The organism is Nocardia amamiensis NBRC 102102 (assembly GCF_001612745.1).
In the GTDB taxonomy this organism is placed as follows: Bacteria; Actinomycetota; Actinomycetes; order Mycobacteriales; family Mycobacteriaceae; genus Nocardia; species Nocardia amamiensis.
Map to the genome: position 1 here is coordinate 1 of NZ_BDBA01000038.1, position 22,544 is coordinate 22,544.

The 22,544-nt window shown below is 68.0% G+C and carries 24 protein-coding genes and 1 pseudogene; 14 read left to right on the forward strand and 11 right to left on the reverse strand.

Going from position 1 to position 22,544, the window contains the following annotated elements; all coding sequences use genetic code 11:
* Nucleotides 1–515 (forward strand): annotated as a pseudogene (locus tag NA4_RS10190) (hypothetical protein); the annotation flags it as partial.
* 197 nt (nt 516–712) lie between these two features.
* Here NA4_RS10190 and NA4_RS10195 read toward each other — a convergent pair.
* The 3 genes from NA4_RS10195 to NA4_RS10205 all read right to left on the reverse strand — a co-directional run bounded on the left by NA4_RS10195 (nt 713) and on the right by NA4_RS10205 (nt 2,768).
* Nucleotides 713–1,699: an NAD(P)H-dependent flavin oxidoreductase gene (locus tag NA4_RS10195; RefSeq protein WP_067467698.1), complete on the reverse strand. Its 987-nt coding sequence runs from the start codon at nt 1,697–1,699 to the stop codon at nt 713–715.
* Nucleotides 1,700–1,799: 100 nt separating this feature from the next.
* Entirely contained in the window at nt 1,800–2,294 is a 495-nt protein-coding gene (locus NA4_RS10200) for a DUF3237 domain-containing protein (RefSeq protein WP_067467623.1), read from the reverse strand.
* A 9-nt stretch (nt 2,295–2,303) separates the two neighbouring features.
* On the reverse strand, nt 2,304–2,768 hold the full coding sequence (locus tag NA4_RS10205; RefSeq protein WP_067467701.1) for an ester cyclase: 465 nt from the start codon (nt 2,766–2,768) through the stop codon (nt 2,304–2,306).
* A 461-nt stretch (nt 2,769–3,229) separates the two neighbouring features.
* On the opposite strand from NA4_RS10205, the gene NA4_RS10210 reads away from it, so the two are divergent.
* The 9 genes from NA4_RS10210 to NA4_RS10250 all read left to right on the forward strand — a co-directional run bounded on the left by NA4_RS10210 (nt 3,230) and on the right by NA4_RS10250 (nt 11,311).
* Nucleotides 3,230–4,195 carry a hypothetical protein gene (locus tag NA4_RS10210; RefSeq protein WP_067467626.1) on the forward strand — a complete coding sequence of 322 codons (966 nt, stop codon included), beginning with the start codon at nt 3,230–3,232 and terminating at the stop codon, nt 4,193–4,195.
* 79 nt (nt 4,196–4,274) lie between these two features.
* Nucleotides 4,275–5,669: an ATP-binding protein gene (locus NA4_RS10215; protein WP_067467629.1), complete on the forward strand. Its 1,395-nt coding sequence runs from the start codon at nt 4,275–4,277 to the stop codon at nt 5,667–5,669.
* A complete protein-coding gene (locus NA4_RS10220; RefSeq protein ID WP_067467632.1) occupies nt 5,644–7,641 on the forward strand; it encodes a vWA domain-containing protein in 1,998 nt (665 codons plus the stop codon). The genes NA4_RS10215 and NA4_RS10220 overlap by 26 nt, the downstream gene beginning before the upstream one ends.
* Nucleotides 7,642–7,679: 38 nt before the next feature.
* The gene (locus tag NA4_RS10225) at nt 7,680–8,057 is read left to right on the forward strand and encodes a hypothetical protein (RefSeq protein WP_067467635.1); all 378 of its coding nucleotides are present in this window, start codon (nt 7,680–7,682) and stop codon (nt 8,055–8,057) included.
* 496 nt (nt 8,058–8,553) lie between these two features.
* Complete coding sequence (locus NA4_RS10230; RefSeq protein WP_067467638.1) at nt 8,554–8,946, forward strand: hypothetical protein; 393 nt, start codon at nt 8,554–8,556, stop codon at nt 8,944–8,946.
* On the forward strand, nt 8,936–9,754 hold the full coding sequence (locus NA4_RS10235; RefSeq protein WP_067467641.1) for a MarR family transcriptional regulator: 819 nt from the start codon (nt 8,936–8,938) through the stop codon (nt 9,752–9,754). Before NA4_RS10230 ends, NA4_RS10235 begins: the two co-directional genes overlap by 11 nt.
* Entirely contained in the window at nt 9,751–10,227 is a 477-nt protein-coding gene (locus NA4_RS10240; protein WP_245671250.1) for a roadblock/LC7 domain-containing protein, read from the forward strand. The genes NA4_RS10235 and NA4_RS10240 overlap by 4 nt, the downstream gene beginning before the upstream one ends.
* A gap of 11 nt (nt 10,228–10,238) precedes the next feature.
* Nucleotides 10,239–10,610 (forward strand): hypothetical protein, encoded by a 372-nt coding sequence (locus NA4_RS10245; protein ID WP_067467644.1) that lies wholly within the window; start codon nt 10,239–10,241, stop codon nt 10,608–10,610.
* A gap of 116 nt (nt 10,611–10,726) precedes the next feature.
* The gene (locus NA4_RS10250; protein WP_067467647.1) at nt 10,727–11,311 is read left to right on the forward strand and encodes an NADPH-dependent FMN reductase; all 585 of its coding nucleotides are present in this window, start codon (nt 10,727–10,729) and stop codon (nt 11,309–11,311) included.
* A 22-nt stretch (nt 11,312–11,333) separates the two neighbouring features.
* Here the strand turns inward: NA4_RS10250 and NA4_RS10255 are convergent, their stop codons facing one another.
* A complete protein-coding gene (locus tag NA4_RS10255; protein WP_245671251.1) occupies nt 11,334–12,383 on the reverse strand; it encodes a class I SAM-dependent methyltransferase in 1,050 nt (349 codons plus the stop codon).
* Between the two features lie 255 nt (nt 12,384–12,638).
* Complete coding sequence (locus NA4_RS10260) at nt 12,639–13,616, reverse strand: helix-turn-helix transcriptional regulator (protein WP_067467653.1); 978 nt, start codon at nt 13,614–13,616, stop codon at nt 12,639–12,641.
* Nucleotides 13,617–13,703: 87 nt separating this feature from the next.
* On the opposite strand from NA4_RS10260, the gene NA4_RS10265 reads away from it, so the two are divergent.
* The gene (locus NA4_RS10265; RefSeq protein WP_067467656.1) at nt 13,704–14,345 is read left to right on the forward strand and encodes a TIGR03086 family metal-binding protein; all 642 of its coding nucleotides are present in this window, start codon (nt 13,704–13,706) and stop codon (nt 14,343–14,345) included.
* A 275-nt stretch (nt 14,346–14,620) separates the two neighbouring features.
* On the opposite strand, the gene NA4_RS10270 is transcribed toward NA4_RS10265, so the two are convergent.
* From NA4_RS10270 to NA4_RS10285, 4 genes are read right to left on the reverse strand one after another with little or no spacing between them, the layout of a single operon-like run.
* Nucleotides 14,621–15,595: a glycine betaine ABC transporter substrate-binding protein gene (locus tag NA4_RS10270; protein ID WP_067467659.1), complete on the reverse strand. Its 975-nt coding sequence runs from the start codon at nt 15,593–15,595 to the stop codon at nt 14,621–14,623.
* Nucleotides 15,592–16,350: an ABC transporter permease gene (locus NA4_RS10275; RefSeq protein WP_067467662.1), complete on the reverse strand. Its 759-nt coding sequence runs from the start codon at nt 16,348–16,350 to the stop codon at nt 15,592–15,594. Before NA4_RS10275 ends, NA4_RS10270 begins: the two co-directional genes overlap by 4 nt.
* Nucleotides 16,347–17,549, reverse strand: a complete 1,203-nt coding sequence (locus NA4_RS10280) for an ABC transporter ATP-binding protein (protein WP_067467665.1) — start codon at nt 17,547–17,549, stop codon at nt 16,347–16,349. Before NA4_RS10280 ends, NA4_RS10275 begins: the two co-directional genes overlap by 4 nt.
* Nucleotides 17,546–18,208 (reverse strand): ABC transporter permease, encoded by a 663-nt coding sequence (locus tag NA4_RS10285; protein ID WP_067467668.1) that lies wholly within the window; start codon nt 18,206–18,208, stop codon nt 17,546–17,548. Before NA4_RS10285 ends, NA4_RS10280 begins: the two co-directional genes overlap by 4 nt.
* Nucleotides 18,209–18,384: 176 nt before the next feature.
* Between NA4_RS10285 and NA4_RS10290 the strand changes: the two genes are divergently transcribed.
* From NA4_RS10290 to NA4_RS10300, 3 genes are all read left to right on the forward strand, one after another.
* Nucleotides 18,385–18,987, forward strand: a complete 603-nt coding sequence (locus NA4_RS10290; RefSeq protein ID WP_067467671.1) for a CHAP domain-containing protein — start codon at nt 18,385–18,387, stop codon at nt 18,985–18,987.
* 233 nt (nt 18,988–19,220) lie between these two features.
* Nucleotides 19,221–20,348: a hypothetical protein gene (locus NA4_RS10295; RefSeq protein WP_067467674.1), complete on the forward strand. Its 1,128-nt coding sequence runs from the start codon at nt 19,221–19,223 to the stop codon at nt 20,346–20,348.
* A gap of 185 nt (nt 20,349–20,533) precedes the next feature.
* Entirely contained in the window at nt 20,534–21,247 is a 714-nt protein-coding gene (locus NA4_RS10300; protein ID WP_067467677.1) for a DUF1906 domain-containing protein, read from the forward strand.
* Nucleotides 21,248–21,252: 5 nt separating this feature from the next.
* Here NA4_RS10300 and NA4_RS10305 read toward each other — a convergent pair whose 3' ends face one another.
* Entirely contained in the window at nt 21,253–21,612 is a 360-nt protein-coding gene (locus NA4_RS10305) for a hypothetical protein (RefSeq protein WP_067467680.1), read from the reverse strand.
* A gap of 127 nt (nt 21,613–21,739) precedes the next feature.
* A complete protein-coding gene (locus tag NA4_RS10310) occupies nt 21,740–22,534 on the reverse strand; it encodes an Rv1157c family protein (RefSeq protein WP_067467683.1) in 795 nt (264 codons plus the stop codon).
* Between the last annotated feature and the right edge of the window lie 10 nt (nt 22,535–22,544).

Genomic DNA, 22,544 nt, shown 5'->3' on the forward strand with positions numbered 1-22,544 from the left:
CCGTGCCCGTGCCTGCTGAGCGTCCGGTGGAGCGCGTGCCTGCTGGGCATCTGGCGGAGCGCGTGCCTGCTGGGCATCTGGCGGATCGCTTTCCTGCTGAGCGTCCGGTGGAGCGCGTGCCTGCTGGGCATCTGGCGGATCGCGTGCCTGCTGAGCGTCCGGCGGAGCGCGTGCCTGCTGAGCATCTGGCCGAGCGCGTGCCCGCCGACCACCTGGCAGGGCGTGTCTCCGCTGTTCCGTACGAGCGGATCTCCCATGATTCCGCCGAGACGGAAGATGAGCGCGTCGCCGGTGCGGAGACAGCCGAGACACACGCTGAATCGTCCGCGCGCGACGAGTGGGAGCCTATTGCCACGCGTGCCGCCGAGGACCGCGCGCCGAGCGCGGGCGACAACCATCGTGTGCCGCACCTGGGCACATTGACGGCCGCCGGATCGATCACGCGCGAAACCGGAGACACCCGCGTCGTGACCACACCCCATGTGACCGAAGAGCCCGAGCTCACCGCCCGGTAACAGCATTCAGACCAGTCGGGTCGCCCTGATGCCGCCATCCGCCGAGACTTCCGTGGGCAAATCGAAACGGGCGCCCGAGCGCGAGACCGGGGTCGGTCGGCGCACGGTCGAGCAGGCGCTAATTGTCGGCGGGTCCGCAGTTGCGCAAGAAGTATCCGCAGCGTGGTTCCTGGCTGGATCCATCGAGCCGGGATGACCTAACGTCCGGCCAGTTCGGCCACGGCCTGCTTCGCAGAGACGACTTCGGTGATCCGCAGCGCGGATTCACCCGCATACAGCGCTGCCCGGTCCACCCAGGACCCAGGCATGCCCTCCAGCGGGGCCGCGGGGGTGAACAAAGGAACCGCGGGCCGCTGCATTTTCACGACGGAGCCCGCGCTGCTTTCCGGCGCGAGACGCCCCAGCGGGCCACTACCTGCGTTTATCAGTGCAGGCAACCGGCGAGCCGTCCCGTCCGGCCGACACCACCGCTGGGTGGCGGCGTTCGGAACCACTCGATGCCGTGCGGGCCACCCCAACCCGAACAGAGTTGTCTCGATGGTCTTTGCGGCGGATAGCACCCGCTGCCGGTACTCGTCGTGCGCTTCGGACTCCGCCGTCAGGAGGAAACGTGTCCCAGCGACAACCCCCGATGCGCCGGCCGCCAATGCGGCGACGGTATCCACCGATGAAGCCACCCCACCCGCCATCAACACCGGGCGACCTTGGGCCAACTCGATCGCGCGGGGCAAAAATTGCAGTGCCGCAGAAGTTCCCAGCAGATGACCGCCTGCCTCACAGCCCTGCGCGATCAGCCCATCCGCTCCCCAGGCCACCGCGTCACGGGCCTGGCCCTCGGTTCCCACCATCACGAAAACGAACACACCGGCATCGCGAAGTTCACGCACCAGCCGAGCGCCTCCGCCGAAAGCGAGCACCGCGGCATCGATACCCTCGCCCAGGCAAACTTCGACATGCCCCCGCCGTGCGAACGGCATCAGCAGATTGACCACCACGGCCCGGTCCGCGGCCTCGGCCCGCACCCGCCGAATTGCTGCACGCAGCTCCTCCTGCGGACGCAATCCGATCGTCCCGAGCCCACCAGCACTCGCGACAGCGGCAGCCAGACGGCCGCCCGCGATGCCGCCGCCCATTCCCGCCTGTGCGACCGGAACATCCATCCGAAGCCTGTCCAGAAGGTCCACGAGCCCGACCCTGATACGATCCACTCACCCAACGGCAGGCGACGCATTCCACAACGAAATCACCGCAGATCACGACTGCGTGTTCGCTGCGGTTGTGCCTTCACAACACCTGTTCGACGTGGTAGGCGACGCCGCCGTCTACTACATAGCCCGATCCGATGCAGACGATGTCGTTGAGCCAGAAGTACCGGCTCGAGCCGGTTTCGAACAGCGGAGTGGTCCGGAAGTAGTAGCGCGACGGGTCGACCTGGGATTTCTTGACCGGGTCCGCGAGCTCGGCCCGGACCTCGGGTGGTGTGACCCACCGGCCGCCGTAGCTCATGTGCACCAGCTCGTCGTCGTGGGTGCGCAGGGTCAGCCGCACGTCCAGCGCCATGGTGCCGTCCGGCCGGAACAAGGCCCAGTCGCCGCCGCCGGCCACCACGTCACCGCGAAGCCTCGGCCCTTCGAACGACCCGCCGGCCGCGCCGAACAGGATTCTGCGACCGAGTGGACCATCGCCGAAATTCAATCGCGGGTTCAGATTCACGACGACATCGAACAAAGGGGTTGTCGCAATCGTGCCGACGCTTCTCACGCGCGTGTCCACGGTCATGGTCGTCTCCTATCTCGAGTTGCTGGCTGAGGTTTCGCCGAACAGGTTGCGCCGCACCGCATCTGTCGAGATGCCGGACTGTGCGCACAGGACGGACAGGTCGAAGCAGAACCGCTCGCCTGCGATGAGATCGTCGGCGAAGGTGAACTGGATGAACACCGGCACCTGCGCACGTCTGCCGTTGGGTTCGCCGCCGAATCGGTTGCCGGTCATGGTCATCCATGCGGTACCCCAGCAGACCAATGTCTCGCCGTCGTCCGCGTGACCGTCCAGCTCGACGTGGTAGTCCGGGAACGAGGCGAAAAACCTCGCCAGTACCTTTTCGTTCTCCGCCCGGCCCCGGGCTGTCGTCCCGAATGCCGGTGTTTCCAGCACCATGTCGGGATGCAGGAGAGCCATGGCCGCAGGCAGGTCTTGCCTGCTCTTCGCAATGGCCAAAGCTTGCGCCAGTTCGAACATGCGCCGACTTTCCATGGTGAGCATTCCTCCGATCGACCGCAGCACCGTACCGGGCTGACTAAAGAATACGGTCGACCGTATATGTTATCAACCGGATGCGATGGCGTTCGTGGGTGCCGACGCGGAGGGTGTCGTAGATGTCCGGACTCGGCGAAGCAGACGACCGGGAGGCCGTGACGGCCAACTCCCGTACTGCTGGTGGATAGCTGCGTTCTCATGGTGATCGGACTGTGATGCGCTGGCGGGTGTCCGGCAGCAGGCTTGCATCCGCGGGTGCCCTCCCGCGCGTTGTGTGGTCGGGCGCTTCGTCAGTGCTTGTAAGCAGGAATTATGGCCATGGCGATGAGAGTCGAAGCGTCGGCTTACTGGCTGCCACGCACGTGGTTCCGGATGGAAATCGAGTAGCTCGGTACTCGTGCTGGCCGATTGCTGGATGGCGCACTATACGGGCGGTGCTCAGGTTGAAAGGAGCAACGATGACCACCTATCCCGACGCGGTTACATCGACCGTGGAGATCGCGTTCGACGAGCGGCTCCCGGAGGACAGCAGGCGGGGAATCCGGAATTCGATCAATGCGCTCGCCGTACGTCACAGCGAGGAGAACGCGCGCAGGCGCGAACTCGCCGCCGAGGACCGCGCTCTGGCCGACGCCTTGCAACAGCCGCTTCTCGACCAATTACGCAACAATCCCCGTAGCGCCGACGCCCTGCGCTCGGCCGCGGAGCGCCAACGTGCCAGAAGAATCGGCGTCACCGAGTTGCCGGTGAGAAGCACCATTCCGGCGCGGCAGGTATCGCCGATCGGGCTCGATAACTCCTTCGCCGAGACCCGCGATTTCGAAGGCTGGCCGACGCGGATCTTCCAGATTCCCTACGAGTTCTCCTGGTTCTGGCACGACCTGGCCGGCGGCCCTCCGCGATCCCGGATCCTCACATCGGAGACCGGCCGCGCCGCCCTCGACGCGCATGCGGGCAACACGCTTGGTTCCGACGGCAGCGTATTCGTCAATGCGCACGCCGGCTATGGCGTGGCGCTTCGTTCCGATCGTCGCGTCCACTGCATGGCTCGGTCGCTTCGATCCTCCCAAGATTTCGCCGCCGCTTCCGCAGGGTTGAATGCCGACGCCACCGTCGAAGCCGGATGTGAGATGACGGTTATGAGTAGCGGGGTTCTGCAAACCTTCGCGGTCGACAAGCGTTTCCGCGGCCGGGTCAGCGGCACCTTGTTCGATCCGACGGAGGACTACCACTACGACAGCGGTGGTTTCGGGATCGGTGCGGTAATCGAAGTGCGGTGGACCATGGAGGCCAACACCCAATACGAGCTCAATGTCGGTGCCTGGACTTTCGCCGAGGCGCATCAGGGCGTCGGGGGAGCCGGAGCGAACTCGCAGATCGACGCGACTATCACCTTCATGAGCCTGTGGCAACAACCTGCGTAGCGGGACAACCGGATGAGGCCGCTACCGTTCGAGACTCTTCCGGTCGACCCGAGGAGGGAACGCACGTAGCGTCGAATTCGTGAAAGTTCCCGCACACCTGCCCACGACCGCGGGCGAGCTGCGCTCGGCCGGATATCTGCCGCGTGGGGTGAAAACCGAGATCCGCGAGAACCTGCTGACGCTCTTGGGTTCCGGCGGCGAGCCGTGGCCGGGCATCGTCGGCTTCGACCGGACCGTCGTGCCGCAGTTGGAACGCGCGTTGCTCGCCGGGCACGATGTCGTGCTGTTGGGGGAGCGCGGTCAGGGCAAGACCCGGCTGCTGCGCACGCTGGTCGGCCTGCTCGACGAGTGGACGCCGGTGATCGCGGGCGCCGAATTGGGTGAGCACCCCCTCGAGCCGATCAGCCCGCAAGGGCGTCGGCTGGCGGCCGAGCTGGGCGACGACCTACCCGTCGCGTGGCGGCACCGCTCGGAGCGGTATGCGGAGAAGCTCGCGACACCCGACACCTCCGTCGGTGACCTGATCGGTGACGTCGACCCGGTCAAAGTGGCCGAGGGGCGCAGTCTCGGCGATCCGGAGACCATCCATTTCGGGCTCGTGCCGCGCGCCCATCGCGGCATCGTCGCGATCAACGAGCTGCCCGACCTCGCCGAACGCATCCAGGTCGCGCTGCTGAACGTGATGGAGGAACGCGACATCCAGGTCCGCGGCTACACCTTGCGGCTGCCGCTGGACGTGCTGCTCGTCGCGACCGCGAACCCGGAGGACTACACCAACCGCGGCCGGATCATCACGCCGCTGAAGGACCGGTTCGGCGCGGAGATCCGCACCCACTATCCGCTCAGCGTCGAGGCCGAGGTGGCGCTCGTGCGCCAAGAAGCCGAACTGGTGGCCGAAGTGGGGGATCCGCTGGTCGAGGTGCTGGCCAGGTTCGTGCGGCAACTGCGCGAGTCGTCCGCGATCGATCAGCGGTCCGGCGTGTCCGCGCGATTCGCGGTCGCCGCGGCCGAAACGGTGGCCGCCGCGGCGCTGCGCAGATCCGCGGTGACCGGTGAACGTCCCGCCGTCGCCCGTCCGGTCGACCTGGAATCCGTGCCCGCGGTGTTGCGCGGCAAGCTGGAGTTCGAGTCCGGCGAAGAGGGGCGGGAGCAGGAGCATCTGACGCATCTGCTCCGGCGCTCGTTCGCCGAGACCGCGCGGGCGCTGCTCGGCGGCCTGAACCTGCGTCCGCTGGCCGAGGCTGTCGGCGACGGTCACCTGGTCACCACCGGTGAGCGCGTGCCGGGCGAGGAAGTCTTGTCGGCCCTGCCCGAGCTACCCGTCCTGCACGAGGTCGCAGGCCGGCTCGGCGTCGACGCCACCGATCCGCCGCCGCGGATCGCCTCTGCTGTCGAGTTCGCTCTGGAAGCCCTGTATCTGGCCCGCCAGATCGCGAAGGACTCCGACGATGGCATGGCGGTGTACGGGCGATGACCGCTCCCAGCGAGGCATCGTGACCTCCCCCGATCGCTACTCCTACGGGCCCTATCACGACGGGCCCGATCCCCTGGCTCCTCCGCTGGACCTGCGGGAGGCGCTGGACCGGATCGGGCGCGAGGTGATGGAGGGCAGTTCGCCGCGCAGCGCATTGCAGGAGCTGTTGCGGCGCGGCACCAGCACGACGCCCGGCCTGGAGGAGCTGACCCGCCGAGTGTGGCAGCGCCGCTCGGAGATCTCCCGGCGCCACCGGCTGGACGGCACATTGCAGCAGGTCCGCGAACTGCTGAACGAGGCTCTGGACGCCGAGCGCGGCGCCCTGTTCCCCGATCCGTCCGATGACGCCAGGTTCGCCGAAGCGCAGCTGGACGCATTGCCGTCGAGCACGGCCGCCGCCGTCGGCGAACTAGCCGACTACCGCTGGCGGTCGGAAACCGGCCGGGAGAACTACCAGAAGATTCGCGACCTGCTCGGCCAGGAACTGCTGGAATCCCGTTTCCAGGGGATGAAGCAGGCCCTGCGGAACACGATGCCCGAGGACGTCGAGCGGGTGCGGCGAATGATGTCCGACCTGAACGACCTGCTCGCGGCCCATGCGCGGGGCGAGAACACCGAGCGGCAGTTCGCCGATTTCATGGCCGAGCACGGCGAATTCTTCCCCGAGAACCCGCGCGACACCGAGGAACTGATCGACGCGCTCGCCGCCCGCGCCGCGGCCGCGCAACGCATGATGAACTCGATGTCCGAGCAGCAGCGGGCGGAGCTGACCCAGCTGATCGGCCAGGCGTTCGGCGACCCGAGGATCGCCCAGCAAGTCGCCGCGCTGGACGCCAACCTGCGGGCGCTGCGTCCCGGCGAGGACTGGGTCTCCGGGCGGCGATTCCGCGGCGAGGACCCGTTGGGTCTCGGCGCGGGCGCGCAGGCCCTGCAGGATCTCGCCGAACTGGACGCGCTCGCCGAGCAGCTCGCCCAGTCCTACCCCGGTGCCAGGCTGGAGGATATCGATCTGGACGCCCTGGACCGTCATCTCGGCGAAGAGGCGAGGGTGGACGCAAACCGGCTGGCGGAGCTGGAGCGGGAACTACGAAGGCAAGGTCTGTTCGAACGTGCGCAGGACGGCTCGCTGCGGTTGACGCCCAAGGCTTTACGGCGACTCGGCGAGGTGGCGCTGCGTGCTGTCATCGGGCGGTTGCGTTCTCGGCGCGGCGAGCGGGACACGGCCTCGGCCGGTGCGGCGGGCGAGCCGACCGGTGCGGCGCGAGCGTGGCGGTTCGGCGACTCTGAACCGTGGGACGTGCCCAGGACCGTGCGCAATGCCGTGCTGCGCTCGGCCTCGACGGGCAGTCGCCGTGTCACGCTGGACGTTTCCGACGTCGAGGTGATGGAAACCGAGCAGCGGTCCAGGGCGGCCGTGGCGCTGTGCGTCGACACGTCCTGGTCGATGGTGCAGGACGGCAGATGGGTGCCGATGAAGCGCACCGCCCTCGCCCTGCATCACTTGATCGGTACCCGTTTTCGTTCCGACGCGCTGAGCGTGATCACATTCGGCCGGTACGCCACGACGGTCGGCATCGGCGAACTGACCGCGCTGGAAGGCGTGTGGGAGCAAGGCACCAATCTGCACCACGCACTGCTGCTCGCCGCGGCGCACCTGCGCAGGCATCCGGACGCCGTGCCCGTCGTGCTCGTCGTCACCGATGGCGAGCCGACGGCCCATCTGGAGCCGGACGGCGAGGCGTACTTCAACTGGCCGCCCGACTCGCGCACCCTGGCCGTGACGATGGCTCAGGTCGACGCCTTGGCCGGACTGGGCGCGTCGGTCACGGTGTTCATGCTCGGCGACAACCCGAGATTGGCCGCCTTCGTCGACCTGATGGCCCGCCGCAGCGGCGGCCGCGTCGTCGCGCCCGACCTCGACGGTCTGGGCGCCGCCGTGGTCAGCGACTACTTGCGCGGCAGACGCGGCTGAGGTTTCGCACGGGGCTCGTCGCACAGGATTCCGGTCAGATGCCGGACGGCGTGGCCCGTTCCCTCTACACTCGTGGCGTGTCTGTACGTCGGCTCGTCGCTGTGTCCCTGTTCGTCTTGTTGACCCCGCTGGGTGCTGCCTGCACGGCGGAAGGGCAAGGCACGAAGACCGACTGCGCGGTGAGCGGTTGCACGGTCACGTTCGCTCGTGGTGTGGACGCCAAAGCGAGCATCCTGGGCATCGAGGCGAAACTCATTGCGGTGAACGGCAATCTGGTCACCCTGTCGGTGGCCGGTCAGGAGATCACCGTTCCGGTCGGGGAAACCCAGTCCACGGATGGGCGCACCGTTACGGTGCAGGAAGTCACCAACGACAAGGTCGTTGTCAAACTTTCCACCGGCATCACCGGCGGTTGACAGGTTCCGCTTCTTCGCGGACCTCGATTCGGCCTCGATCGGCGCCGGCCGGCCCGTTCGGATGCAGCGGGTCTGCCGTGGTGGCACCGCGTCTGGATCCTGGCCGGTGTACGGAATTCGCTGCGTCCAGCCGGGAACCAGTGGCCGCTCCCGCAGTTGCTGCGCGATGACTACAAGACGTGACGACGCGAAGCCACCGCGGCACTGTTGATCTCGCGTGCGGTCTCGCCTATGAGGGCCGCCAGGTCACGCGTCGGCCGAGCCGGAGCAGTCGAGCGGCCGTTCCGCGGATTCCGAGTGCTCGCGTCCCGCACGGGATAATGAAAACCGAAAGGTATTGAATACCAAGAGGTATTGAATACCGGAAGGTATTTCTCCCCCCTGCCAGCGGAAACGATTTTTACCGGAAATTTCTCCCGTATTTACTGTGCAGCACCCTGCTGTCGTGTGTAGCGTCTGGAACCCGTAAACACCCGCACATGACAAGTGGTGGCGCGTGATCGGTATTGATGGCTGTCTGAAACGCATCATGGACATTCCCGGTGCGCGCAGTGTGACGTTGGTGGACGGCGCGAGCGGCCTGGCGATCGCCGCGGCCGGGGTGCACGAGCTGGTCGACCAGCACGAGGACGCCGCGGCCACCACCGATGTGGTACGCGCGGTGCTCGGCTGCCCGGCGCTGTCCACCGGACACGACGGCGACGACGTCACCGAAATCATCGTCTGCGGGACGAGTGGTTATCACTTGCTGAATCTGGTGAACGGCGACTTCGACGGACGGCTTTTCGTGCACGTGTTGTTCGACGAGGACACCGGGAATCTCGGGATGGCGCGATTCCAGCTCCGGGGAATTCTCGCCGAATTGGCTGAGGACGGTCATGGGTGTTGAGCTCGCGGTCGAATTGCGGCGACTGGAAAGCGAAGGAAGCACCGGCGTGTTGCGCGCCGGCGACGGCGCGTTTCATCTCGCTGAAGGCGCGATCGTGTCCGCCGACTGCGGCCGTACGACCGGGCTGGACCGGTTGGTGATCGAGGCGGGCGTGGCGACCGCCGAGGACTGGCAACGCGCCGGAGCCGGAGACCCCGGCCGCGTGCTCGGGCGGCCACGGCTGGAAACTCTGGCATTGCTGTCGGTGTTCGATGCCGCCTACTTTCTACTGGCCTCGCCCGCCGTCCCGGAGTTCCGGCCCGCGCCGCCGCACTGGCTGGCCCCCGTCTGTCACATCACGCCGCACGCGCTCGTGCAGGAGTGCGCGCGGCGTGGCGATCCGGAGTGGGGGCCATGGCCCGCGGAACTGGTCGACCGTGCGCCCGTCGTCCCCGTGCGCCGTGTGCGGCGAAGACGCGTGGTGTTGACCGGCGGCCAAGCCGAGGTACTAGCCGCCGCCGATGCCCAGCGCAGTATCGCGGGGATCGGCCGCGAACTCGGTCGCACCACCTATGGCTGTCTGATGGCGGTTCGGGATCTGACCGCGGCGGGGCTGATCGAGCGGCCTATCGCGACGCCCCCTCCCGCCGAACCGCTCATGCCTGCTGAGCCGGAAGCGGTAATTCCTGTCGCGGCCCGGGCACCCGGTCGGCTTCCTCGCCGCCGGGTCCGGCGGCCGGACGCATCGGTTCCCGTCCCGGACCGCTTGGAGCCGCCGGACCGCGAACTACTCGTCCGCCTGCGGGCGGCTTTGGAGGAGCTCGCGTGACCGCGCGGAAGAAAAGGCTCGGCGAACTGATGGGAAGGTTGAGCAAGGTGGGGATGTCCGGACCCGAACCGAACGCGGCGGTGCTGACCGAACTGAAGGCACTGCGCGATCGCGTCCCTCGGCTCACCGGCGCGCTGGTGGCGTCCAACGACGGGCTGCTCGTCGCACACGATCTACCCACGCACATCGAACCCAACGGGATGGCTGCGATGGCCGCCTCACAGCTGGCGCTGTCGCACCGGCTGGCGAGCACCGCGCACGGCGGCGGCTTCAGCGAGGTCGTGGTGCACGGCACCGGCGGGCACGTGGTCATCTACGCGGCGGGCTGGACCTCGCTGACCGTGCTGGCGAGCCCCGAAGTGAACATCGGCCGGCTGCATCTGGAATCGCGTCCGGTAGCCCGCACGATCGCCGACCTTCTGACGCCGGTGGCGAACGACTCCGGAAAAGAACAGACAACGAAAACCCACTGAAAGGAACAAATATGTCGAATATGGATCTGGCACTCAAAGACATGATGGTGATCGATGGCGCGATCGGCGCCGCCGTCGTCGACTACAACAGCGGCATGGCCCTCGGCATGCTCGGCAGTTCGAAGTCCCTGGATCTCCAGGTCGCCGCCGCGGGCAACACCGAGGTGGTGCGCGCCAAGCTGCGCACCATGGACCAGCTCGGGCTCAAAGACGACATCGAGGACATCCTCATCACGCTGTCCGGCCAGTACCACATCATCCGGCCGATGACCGGCCGCAAGTCCAAGGGTCTGTTCCTCTACCTCGCCCTGGACCGGGGCCGGGCGAACCTTGCGCTGGCCAGGCACCGCCTGAAGGGGATCGAAGAGGATCTGGAAGTGTGACCCCGCCCTGAGGGCGCCCGCGCCCGAGTGCGGGTCGGAGGACACCGACTTGACCTAAACCTTTATTCGGGTTCGACGCTGTGTTGTGCACCGTAATGCGTCGAAGGGAATGTGCCATGCCTGACAACCCGATTCAGCTCGCTGTGATCATCGGCAGCACACGCGCGGGCCGCTTCGGCCCGACTGTCGCCAATTGGTTCACCGAGCATGCCGACCGTCGCGATGACGTCGTGGTCGACGTCGTCGATCTGGCCGAAACACCGCTGCCGGAACGGCTTTCCAGCCAACCCGAGCCGGAGGACGCCCGAGCGCTCCAGATAGTCAGCCCGAGACTTGCCGCGGCAGAGGCGTTCGTCGTGGTGACACCGGAGTACAACCACAGCTATCCGGCGTCGGTCAAGAACGCGATCGACTGGCATTTCACCGAGTGGCGGGCCAAGCCGGTCGGTTTCGTCTCCTATGGCGGTCTTTCCGGTGGTTTGCGTGCCGTGGAGCACCTCAGGCACGTGTTCGCCGAACTGCACGCGGTCACCGTGCGCGACACGGTGAGCTTCCACGATGTCGGTAAGCAGTTCGATGCCGCGGGGAGGCCGAGGTACCCGGAGATGCCTGTCGCCGCCGCCGATCAGCTGCTCGACCAGCTCGTCTGGTGGGGATGGGCGCTCCGGTCGGCGCTCGCCGAACGTCCCTATCCCGCCTGAGCGCCCGGACTCGGCGCGTGAGTCAGGGGATCAGACGGTAGAAGCGCCAGAAGCCGAAGTCGTCGATCGGGAGCACCTCGACCTCGGTGAAGCCCGCCTCGCGGGCGTAGCGCCGTAGGGTGCTGTGCCGCATGACGGTCCCGGTGGCCGCCGAATCCGGATGTGAGCGGCCATCGGGCAGGCAGATCAGCAGGCTGAAGCCGTACATCAAACGGTCGATGTCGTCGGCGGGCGCCCGGAAATCCGGCGCCACCGCCTCGTCCATGACGATCACCGCGCCGCCGGGACGTAGGGCGCGGCGCATGGCCGCCAACACCTGCACGGGGTGGGGCAGGTCGTGCAGGCATTCGAAGGCGAAGATCGCGTCGTAGACCTGCTCGCCGAGCGAGGACGCGGCATCGGCGCGGTGGAATCGGACCCGAGCCGACAGCCCGGCCTCCTCGGCGTTGCGGTTCGCCATCGCGACCGACGGCTCGTCGATGTCGTAGCCATCGATGACCAGCTCCGGATAGGTCCTGGCCAGCGCAATCGTGGACCAGCCGCCGCCGGAGCCGATGTCGGCGGCGCGGGCTCCCGGCCGCGACAGGGGTTCGGTGACTTCCCGGACGGTGGCCAGCTCGGCGGCGAGCCGTCGCTCGAACCACGGCCGGTTCATATCGGACTGGGCTTCGCGCATGTCGATGCCGAATTCCGACCAGCCGACGCCGCCGCCGTCCCGATAGGCCCGGACCAACCCCGGTGACTGCACCGCCGCGGCGGCCAGCATCCGCGCCAGCGGCGCCAGATAGTTCAGGCTGGTGGGATCGGTGAGCACCTCGGCGGCCCCCGCGGGCAGCTCGAAGCGGCGGTCCGCGGTCACGTCGAGTATCCCGCTGGCGGCCTGCTGCTCCAGCCATTCGCGAGCGTATCGCTCATCGCCGCCCGCCCGTTCGACCAGCTCCGGAGCATCGGCGGGACCATGTTCGGCCAATGCCAGGTACCAGCCCATGCGATCCCCGAGGTGGATCGCCAGGATGTCAATGGTGCCGAGTGCTGCCGCAACCAGCCGCTCGGCGAATCGCTCTGCCGACACCGCGCCACAACCTTCCGTCACATCCTGCTATTCGCCTCGTCACTCCTCGGCATTAACGACGAGCGGCACATCGTGGAGGTAGACACCGCCGAGCGCGCTGCCGCTGCTACGGCAGCACTCCGGGGATCTGCTCCGCGGCGTGACACACCATCACGCCAATCCGGGCGGCCGCGGCCAGGGATTGTGCTCGATGTGCTCGACCGACTGGTTGAAATGAGCGACGATCCTACTGACTGCCCGGCATTCCCGCCGCGCTCAACTGCCCGGCGCGTCGGCGATCGCATCGGCGTACCGCCGAGCGAGGGTGCGCAGGTGTGTGACGAGTTCTGGTGGGCCGTCCACGCGGAAGTCCATCATCAGCATGGACAGGTAGACGGCGATGGTCTCCAGTGCGTCCGCGCCGGTGTAGAGCACGCAGGTGTGGGCGTCCACGGGTTCGACCACGCCGACCGCGGGATTGATGCGAGCGATCACGACGTCGGCAGGTGCGAGCACGGTGACCCGGGCATGAACCTCCCAGCCGGTCGTGGCGATATGGCGCATGACGAAGGCGACCAGATCGTCGTCGGGAAGCGAGCGCGCGGCGAAGCGCCGGGAGTTCGCCTCGGCTCGCGTGATCCGGGCGACGGGAATGGCACGCCAGGAATGGTTTTCCACGCCGTAGGCGACCAGATACCAGCGTCGCTGCCAGTTGATCAGCCGGTACGGCTCGATCTCCACGGCGGATTCGGCGGTCTGCTCGATGCGGACCGTCGCGCCGTCGCGGATGGCGCCCGCCAGGGTGGTGAGCACGGCGGCGGGAACCGGGGCGTCCGGCTCCCGTGACCCGGTCGTCGCCGGGCCGATCGCGGTGGCATCGCGCAGCGCGGATACCTTGCGCTGCAAGCGTTTCGGCAGGATCTGGTCCAGCTTGCCCAGCGCCCTCGTGACGTGCTCGGCGATATCCGCGATGCCGGTGGAGCCGTCTTCGGCGAGCCCGACCGCCACCGCGACGGCCACCGCCTCGTCGTCATCCAGCAGCAGGGGCGGCATGGTGGTGCCGCGACCGAGCCGATAGCCGCCGATCGCGCCGCGTTCCGCGTGCACCGGATAGCCCAGCTCGCGCAGCCGCTGGATGTCGTTGCGCAGGGTGCGGTCGGTAACGCCCAGGCGCTCGGCCAGCTCGCGGCCGGTATGCGCGCGTCCTTGCAGAAGGGCCAGCAACCGCAGCAATCGCGTAGTGGTCGAGGCCACTTTTTCCTCCTAGGCTATTAGGAACGAAATTAGCCTAATGCCGGCATAGGCTGATGTCAGCAACGAAAACAACCCGAAAGGCACGACATGAACGCCACCACCGCCGCGACCCTGACCCCTGTTTGGCGGACTGTGCTCGCCGACGCCTACCGCGCGCTGGAGACCGTCGTCGCCGGTGTCCGAGCCGACCAGTGGCAGCTGCCCACTCCGTGCTCGGAATGGACTGTGACGCAGGTGATTCAGCACGCCGCGGGCGATCAGCTGGCGTATGCCAAGTTCCTCGGTATCGGCGACGGTCCGGCCGACAACCCGTTCGCACCCTCCGGCGCGATCGACGGTTCTGCGTCGAACCTGGTGCGCGAGGCGATCGAGCAGACCTCCGCCGCCTGGGCCACTGTCGACGACGCCACCGAGACGGTGCCGACGCCGCTGCCGCACGGCGCGCTCGCCACTCCGGTCGCGGCGGTCATGTGCGCGCTGGACGCGGCGGTCCACGCCTGGGATATCGCGATCGCCACGGGTCAGCCGTCGCCGTTGACCGACGAGCTGGCCTCCCACCTGCTCACCGCCGCCCGCGCCATCCACCCGGCGCCCGGCAGTGGCGAGGCAGCCGAAATCGTCGAACCGCTGCGCCAGTGGGGCGCCTACGCCGCCATCGTGGACGGTCAGGCGGACGACACCGCCGTCGCCGAACTGCTGCGCTACCTCGGCCGCGATCCGCGCGCTTGATTCACTGTGCGCGGTGGGACCAGCCGGGCCGCTCGGCGCACCCGCGCCGAGCGGACCCGGCGGAATCCGAGCGGACCCGGCGGAATCCGAGCGGACCCGGCGGAATCCGAGCGGACCCGGCGGAAGCAGCGCAAGCGGGCGCCACAAAGTCGCGGGCCAGTAAGGCGAAAGCGCTTCCGCCGTTACCCGGCCACGCGGAGAGCGGAACGCCGGATGTCCTCGTCGGCCTTTGAGATCCTCCGCCAGCAGGCGATCCGGTCGAGCTACAGCGGGCCTCAGCGGGCGGTGACGAACCCCTGCGCGACCATCCAGTCCCGTGCCACCTCGGCCGGTTCGCGTCCGTCCACGTCGACCTGGCGGTTGAGTTCGGTGATGGCCTCGTTGGTGAGGCGCTGCGAGATCGGTGTCATGATCGCGGCGACCTGCGGATGCTCGCCGGCGAAATCCTCGCGCATCACCAACGCCGCGTTGTACTTCGGGAAGAAGCCGCGATCATCCTGCAGCAGAACGAGATTCAATGCTGGAATTCGGCCGTCGGTGGCGGCGACCGAACCGAAGCGGCACTGCTTGCCATCCGCGGTGGCCTGGTAGACCACGGGGTCCTGGACGATCTGTTTGCGCACCTTGCCGGCGTCGATCTCGTACTTGCGGGTCAGGCCCGGGAATCCGTCCTGGCGGACGTTGAATTCGGTGCCGACGCAGATCGCCGCCGCGGCCGGGTCGGCATCGACCAGCCGGGCGTAGTCCGACAGCGTGCGTACTCCCGTCTCCCGCGCGGTCTGTGCGCTCATGACCAGCGCATAGGTGTTGTTCATCGGCGCCATCGCCGTCCACACAATGCCGTGCTCGGCGAGGTCGGCGTCGCGGACCGCTTCGAACTGGCCGATCTCGTCGGGCACCGGTGTCTCGTTGCCCAGGTAATTGATCCAACCGGTGCCGGTGTAGTCGTAGGCGATGTCGATCTGACCGTGTAGTTGGGCGTCGCGCACGCTGTTGGAGCCCTGGATGTTGGTCAGGTCGCGCACGTCGGCGCCCGCCGCCGACAAGGCGAATTCGATGAGATATCCGAGGATGTTCTGCTCGGTGAAATCCTTGGAGCCGACGGTGACGCGCACACCCGCGAGCTCGGGCACCGGGCGGATGCTCCCCGGACCCACTCGCAGCGGCACCGCGCTGCCTGATTGCAGCCCGCACGCTGCCAGCAGTGCCAGCCCCAGGATGAGCGCGAACGGTCGCCACACCCGCGTCATTTCAGTCCCCTCGGTCCGAGGAACTCTTCGGCGAGCGCGCCGATCCAGTCCACCAGCAGCGCCAGCGATACGGCGAGCACCGCCCCGACCACCAACGTGACGTTGTCGCGCAGTTTGTAGCCGGTGTCGATCAGAATGCCCAGCCCGCCCGCGCTCACCAGGAACGACAGTGTCGCGGTGCCGACGGCGAGCACCAGCGAGGTGCGCAAACCCGCCAGGATGTAGGGCACGGCAAGCGGGAATTCGATGCGCCGCAATACCGTTGCCGCCGACATCCCCTGGCCGCGCCCTGCGTCGATGAGCATCCGGTCCACCTGCTGGAAGCCGAGGATGGTGTTGCGCAGCACCGGGAGCAGCGAATAGAACGCGATCGGCGCCACACCGATCCAGAAGCCGGTGGTGCGAGTGGCGAGATAGAACAGCACGATCAGCCCGATCGCGGGCGCGGCCGCGCCGATATTCGCGATGCCGACGAAAACCGGTGCCAGGCGGCCGAATCCGGGCCTGGTGAGCAGCGTGCCGAGCGGAACGGCCACCGCGATGACGATCAGCACCACCGTCGCGGTGATCAGCACGTGTTGCCTGGTGACGGTCGCGATGTTGTCCGCGTTGAGACTGGCCTGCTGTGTCATGGTGAGGTCGCGAGCGAACGCCCACACCAGCACGCACGCGGTGAGCGCGAGAACGACCACCGGCTGCACGAACAGCCGGATGCGCTCGGCCCTGCGCTGTGTGGTGGGTGTGGTGGTGGTCATGGTGCGTCATCCGTCGCCGAGGCACGGTCGCCGCCGTGTTCCGCGCGCAGCACCGACAGGTGCGCGACCAGGGTGTCGATCGTGATCAGCCCGACGTACTCGCCGCGCGTCCCGGTGACCACCGCGGTAGCGCTCTGATGCGCCAGCAGGGCTTCCAGGGCGTCCTGCAAGGTCGACTTCAGCGACAACGTCTCCTGCAGCGGTGAACCGACCCCGTGCAGCGAGTCCGCGTGCGCCAGCTGCTCGGCCGAGACCCAGCGCAGCGGCCGGCGCTGGCGGTCGAGTACCAGCGCCCACGGCCAGTCCCGGCCCGCGAGCGCACCGCGCAGCTCGTCGACCGGGTCCTGGTCGGTCGCGGTGGGGCAGTCGCCGAGTGCCACGTCCCTGACCCTGGTCAGGGTGAGCTGCTTGAGCGAGGCATCCGCGCCGACGAAACCGGCGACCGTCTCGTCGGCGGGGTCGGCCAGGACCGCGGCGGGCGTGTCGTATTGCAGAATCCGGGATCGGTCGCCCAGCACGGCGATTCGGTCGCCGAGCTTGACCGCCTCGGTGAAATCGTGGGTCACGAAGACGATCGTCTTGCCGAGCTCGCCTTGCAGGCGAAGCAACTCGTCCTGCAACAACCCCCGGGTGATCGGGTCGACCGCGCCGAACGGCTCGTCCATCAACAGCACGGGTGGATCGGCCGCCAACGCCCGCGCCACCCCTACCCGCTGCTGCTGGCCGCCGGAGAGCTGACGCGGGTAGCGGTCGCGGAAGGTGTCCGGGTCGAGGCCGACCAGCTCGAGCATCTCGTCGACCCGGGCCGCGATCCGCCGCCGGTCCCAGCCGATCAGTCCCGGCACGGTGGCGACGTTCTTCGCGACGGTCAGATGCGGGAACAGGCCCGCCTGCTGAATCGAATAGCCGATGCCGCGCCGGAGTTTGTCGGGGTGGATCGTGGCCGCGTCGCGTCCGCCGATCGTGATGGTGCCCGAGGTGGGCTCGATCAGCCGGTTGATCATCCGCATGGTGGTGGTCTTGCCGCAGCCGGACGGCCCGACCAGCACCACGATCTCACCGGCGGGGATGGTCAGCGAGACCTGGTCCACGGCTGGATCGCGCTGTCCCGGATAGTGTTTGGTCACCGAATCGAGCACGATGTCTACCCCTGACACGGCTGGTCCGGCTTCGCCGCCGCGGGTTTCGGTGTCCGTCACGCCATTCCCCTCGAGGTGGTGAGCCGCCCGACGAGGACGTAGATCCCGTCGAGCACGAGTGCGAGCACGACGATGAGGATCGTGCCGACCAGCGCCTGTGGCACCGCGTTCGGGCTGCCCAGGCGCGCGAGTCCGGAGAAGATCAGGTTGCCGAGGCCGGGGCCCTTGGCGTAGGCCGCGATGGCGAGGATACCCATGATCAGCTGTGTGCTCACCCGCATACCGGCCAGGATCGCGGGCCAGGCGAGCGGCAGTTCGATGCGGGCGAGCACGCGGAGCCGATTCATCCCCACGCCGCGTGCCGCGTCGGTGACGGCGGGGTCCACCGAAGCCAGCCCGATGATGGTGTTGCGCAGGATCGGCAGCAGCGCGTACACCACCAGCGCGGTGATGGTCGGTGCGACGCCGAGACCGAGGACCGGGATCAGCAGGCCGAGCAGCGCGAACGACGGAACCGTCAGCACCGCGCTGGCCAGCGCGGTGGCGATCGAGGAGCCGAATCGGCTGCGGTAGACCAGAATTCCGAGCAGCACCGACACGCCCGTGGCCAGCAGCACCGATTGCACCACGGCCGAGACGTGCAGATACGAGTCGACGAGCAACTGGTGCCGCCGGTGCACGACGAATGTCCACAGCGTGTCCAGGGCGGACCTCCCCATCGGCTGGTCTCTTCGGAGACTATCGCGGTTTCCGCGGTGCCGGAAGCGATTCCGGCTCGTACGGGTTGCCCCTCCGTACGGTAATCGAAACCAATCGTATGGTGCCGGGAACCGTTCGGGGCCGTCGCACGTCGAACTTGATAAGACAAGATCGATGCCACAGAACCGGGGCAGTGATGACACAACAGCTGAGATCGCGGCATATCCCGTGGGTCGCGCTCGTCTTGGTGCTGCTCGCCCTGGCTACCGCGGGTATTGCCGGGAACATCTGGTGGCAGCGGTGGTCGGACAGCGAAGCTGTCGTGGGCGAGCGCCTCACCGAGTTCCCCGCGCTCGATCGTTCCGCGCTCGATCCGACCCAGGCCGGAATCGTCGCGGTCGCCGAGCGCGAGTTCGGCGATCCGGGTGCGGGCACGAAGTACGCGGAGGGCGTCGACGAGGCGTGGTGCGCCGATTTCGTCAGCTGGGTTCTGCGCGAGGCGGGTGCACCGCTGGCCAACCCGCACTCGGGCTCGTGGCGGATTCCCGGCGTGTACACGCTGCAGGAGTACTACGAGAGCACGGGACGGTTCGTCCCGATCGGGTCGGAGTACCAACCGCGCACCGGAGACGTGCTGCTCTACCGGGAGTCCAGTCCATTCGGGCAGCACACGAACATCGTCCTGCGAGCCGACGCGGGCCAGGTGACGACGATCGGCGGGAACGAATTCGGCCAGGTGCGCATCCATCGATTCACCCTGGCCGACGTGCCCGGCGTGGTCGGTCTCGGGCGATTGTGACCGGTCACTGCCTGCGCGCGGAAATACACCCCATATGCGGGTGAAACAGCGCGCCGGATAGTCCTACGATGGTGTTGGCGGCGCCCGGCAGCGCCGTCGCCGATCCCCGCCCTGCTTCCCCCTCATCGGCAGGACGGGGATCTCGGGTGGGGGCGCGCGTGGCGAGGGTGGCGCAAGATCGGTCGCGTACCGTGTCGGTTGTCCATCGAGAGGTGAGGGTTTCGGAACTACTGATGCAGCCGACCGACGAACCGCGTAGTGCGCCGGCCTGGATCGACTATGCCGAATTCGGCGAGCGTTTCGTCGCGCACGCCGTGACCGCGGCCCGGATCGAATCCGCCATCTCCAGCATGGCGGGCCGTGGGCTGACCATCGGCCCGGTGTCGATCGGCCCGGCCGGTCTCGCCGGTTTCGTCGCCGAGGGCAAGGTCGGCACGCCGCACGTCCTGCACCGCGGGCCCGGCGTGACGTTCGAGGTCACCGTTCCGGTGTCGTTGACGCTGAAGGTGCTGCTCGGCGGCCGGAAACTGCGGCTGGAGGCCAGGGTCGAGATCGATCTGACGCTGCACGCCCGCACCGCCGAACCCGTGCTCATCGTCATCGACATCCCGCCGATCACCCAGCGTGACATCAGCTTCGTCCTGCGCGCTCAAGCGGTGGAGTCGGCCTGGGAGTGGCTGCTCGACCCGATCGCCGGGGTGGTGCAGCGCGAGGTCGCCGCTCGGGTGAACGCCATGCTGGCCGGTCCGCAGACCCGCCGCAATCTGGTATTCGACATCGAGGCGATGGTCGGCGGCACTCGGTCGGCGCATCGGGACTCCGCCGTGTTCGACTGGATCGGCTACGACGAGTTCGGCCATCGGTTCTTCTCCCACATCGTGACCCGCCAGCGGGTGTTCGACGTGGTCGAGCGATTGGCGGGCAGGCCGATCGAGGTCGGTCCGCTGCAGACCGGCCCGCGGGGCGCCGCGACGGTGACGGTCCGCGGAGCGGTGCGAATCCCACGGCTGGTGGACCGACCGGCTGAGCTGGTGTCGTTCGACCTGACCTTGCCGGTGAGCCTGGAGATCACCGTGGATGTCTTGAAAGCCAATCGCTATCGTGCCGATGTGGAAGTGCCGTTGGTGCTCACCGCTCGGGCGGCCGACCCGTTGCGGGTGGTGATCGACGTTCCGCGGCCGGACCCGGCCGACGTTCGCATGGAGTTCGCCGCGCACGGCGCTCGCGCGGCCACGCTCGGTGCGCTCGCTGGGATCAAGAAGCAGGTCGTGGCGCAGGTCGTCGCGGTGGTCGGCAAGGAACTGGCCAACCCGTCGATGCGAACCATCGACGTTGCCGCGCGCATCGACGGCATCGTCTGACCGGCCTGCCGATTCCGCGCGAATCGGGCATGTGACCAATGTGAAGTATGTTTCTCCTGGGTCTAGCGGTTCGCTTGTGAATATGGTGAAATGAGTACACGTTCGAGGCTCCCGGCGCGCGATGGTTAGGGGAAGGTGCGCCGGGCACGCTGCCATCCATGTCGGGTTGCGCGAAGGAGTCCACGATGCGTTCTCAGCCTGTATCCCGGCGGGACCTATTCGTCTATGCCGCCGCGGCGGCGGCCGCTGGAGTCGCAGCCGGGGCGGCTCCAGCCTCGGCCGGACCTCCGCTCGGAACCCTGATCGACTACGCGGGCGGCGTTCCCTCGGCCGCGGCGATCAAGGAGGCGGGGCACCTCGGCGTCATCCGCTATGTCTCCGATCGCAGGCCCGGCGCCGAGTGGATGGTAGGCAAGCCGCTGGGCGCCCCCGAAGTCGAGCGGCTGAAAGAGGCGGATCTGCGGATCGTGTCGTGCTATCAGTTCGGCAAGGGTCCGACCGCGGACTGGCGTGGCGGGCTGGAGGCGGGCAAGCGGCACGCCGAGCGCGGGCTCGCACTGCATAGCGCCGCCGGCGGCCCGGACCACGTGCCGATCTACGCGTCCATCGATGACAACCCCTCCGCGGCCGACTTCGCCACCATGATCGCGCCGTATCTGCTGGGCTGGCAGGCCGTGCTCGGCAAGGAGCGGACCGGCGTCTACGCGAACGCCCCGACCATCGAGCTGGCTACCGCCGCTGGGCTGTGTTCTTGGTACTGGCAGCACGATTGGGGCACGCCGGAGGGTTTCGTGCACCCCGCCGCCCACCTGCACCAATTCGAAATCGACAAACGATCCATCGACGGGGTCGGCATCGATCTGAACAATGTGCTCGCCCCGGAGTACGGCCAGTGGTGAGCTGACTAGGTCTGGGAGTGGCTCAGGGGCGCGACGCGCAAGTCGGGCTCGTCGTCCGGGACGACGCGCAACGTCGGGCGGCTGTCCGGCGCCTCGTGGTCGCCCAGCCAGGAGAACAGCGACCACCGGGACAGACCCGAGAACGCCGAACCGAGGCTGGCGAAGGAGAACGACGAGATCGCCGACCCGAACGATCCCACGGACCCGATCGAGAGCACCGAGCCGACGCTGCCGATGGACAGGATCGAATAGGCCGAGCCGATGGACAGGATCGAGCCCTCGGAGCGGATCGACAGGATCGAGCGGTGCGAGCGGCTACTCCGGATCGAATGACCCGGGTGTGCCGAACGATCGATGGTCGCCATAGTTAGCGGTCTACCACAGTCCCGGCGGACTCATGCGTCATCGCGCCAGATCCTTCCGGGATCTCGGCGGCCGCGGGTATGCGTGAGGGCGGCGACTCCGGTGGAGTCGCCGCCCTCGGACGCGAACTCAGGCGACGGTGAAGAACCCGAGCGTCGGCAGGAACGAGCAGGTCCGCGGCGGGGCGTCGCCGGCCTGGGTGGTCAGCGAGCCGCCGACTACGGCAACGACACGACCGGAACCGGTGTTGGCGATGGCCGACAGGGTGGCGGGGCCCTCCGGGTTGATCTTGGCCTCGCCGGTCAGCGGCAGGATGCCGGACTGACGGGTGTCCAGGTTCAGCCACTGCACCGTCATGGGCGGGTTCTGCACCGGCGTCGGCGACTTGGTGCCGAGCGCGGTGAACACGAATCCGGTCTGACCGGCCTGCGGGCCGGGCGGCGGCAGGGTGGCCGGGCCGGGCACGGCCAGCGCGGTGCCGATCGAGTCGGCGGTCGGGCTGATGCAGCCCTTGCCGATGGTCGGGTACAGGAACTGCGCGATCACCGGGCCGTCCTGGGGCACCTCGGGGCCACCGCCACCGCTGCCGTCCAGGAAGGTGATAATGCGCTCCAGCGTCGACTTGATCTGCGGCGGCAGATTCAACGTGGCGAGCAGCCTGCGCGCCTGGTCCAGAATCGCCGACTGCGGGCCCGCGATACCCGCGGGGCTCGCGATGTCTGCCGGGCCTGCGATGGCCCCGACGATGGCCGGGGCGAGCGCGGCCAGCGCGTCCACCGGCACGCCCTCGGGGACCATCGGAACGCTCTGCGTCGTCGCCGCGGGTGCGGGGGCAGCGGTTGCTGTCATCGGCGCGGCAAGCGTGGCGCTCGCCGCGATGGCGAGTGCGGACAATGCGATCCGCGATCCTCGGGTGCGAAGCACTGGTCTGGCC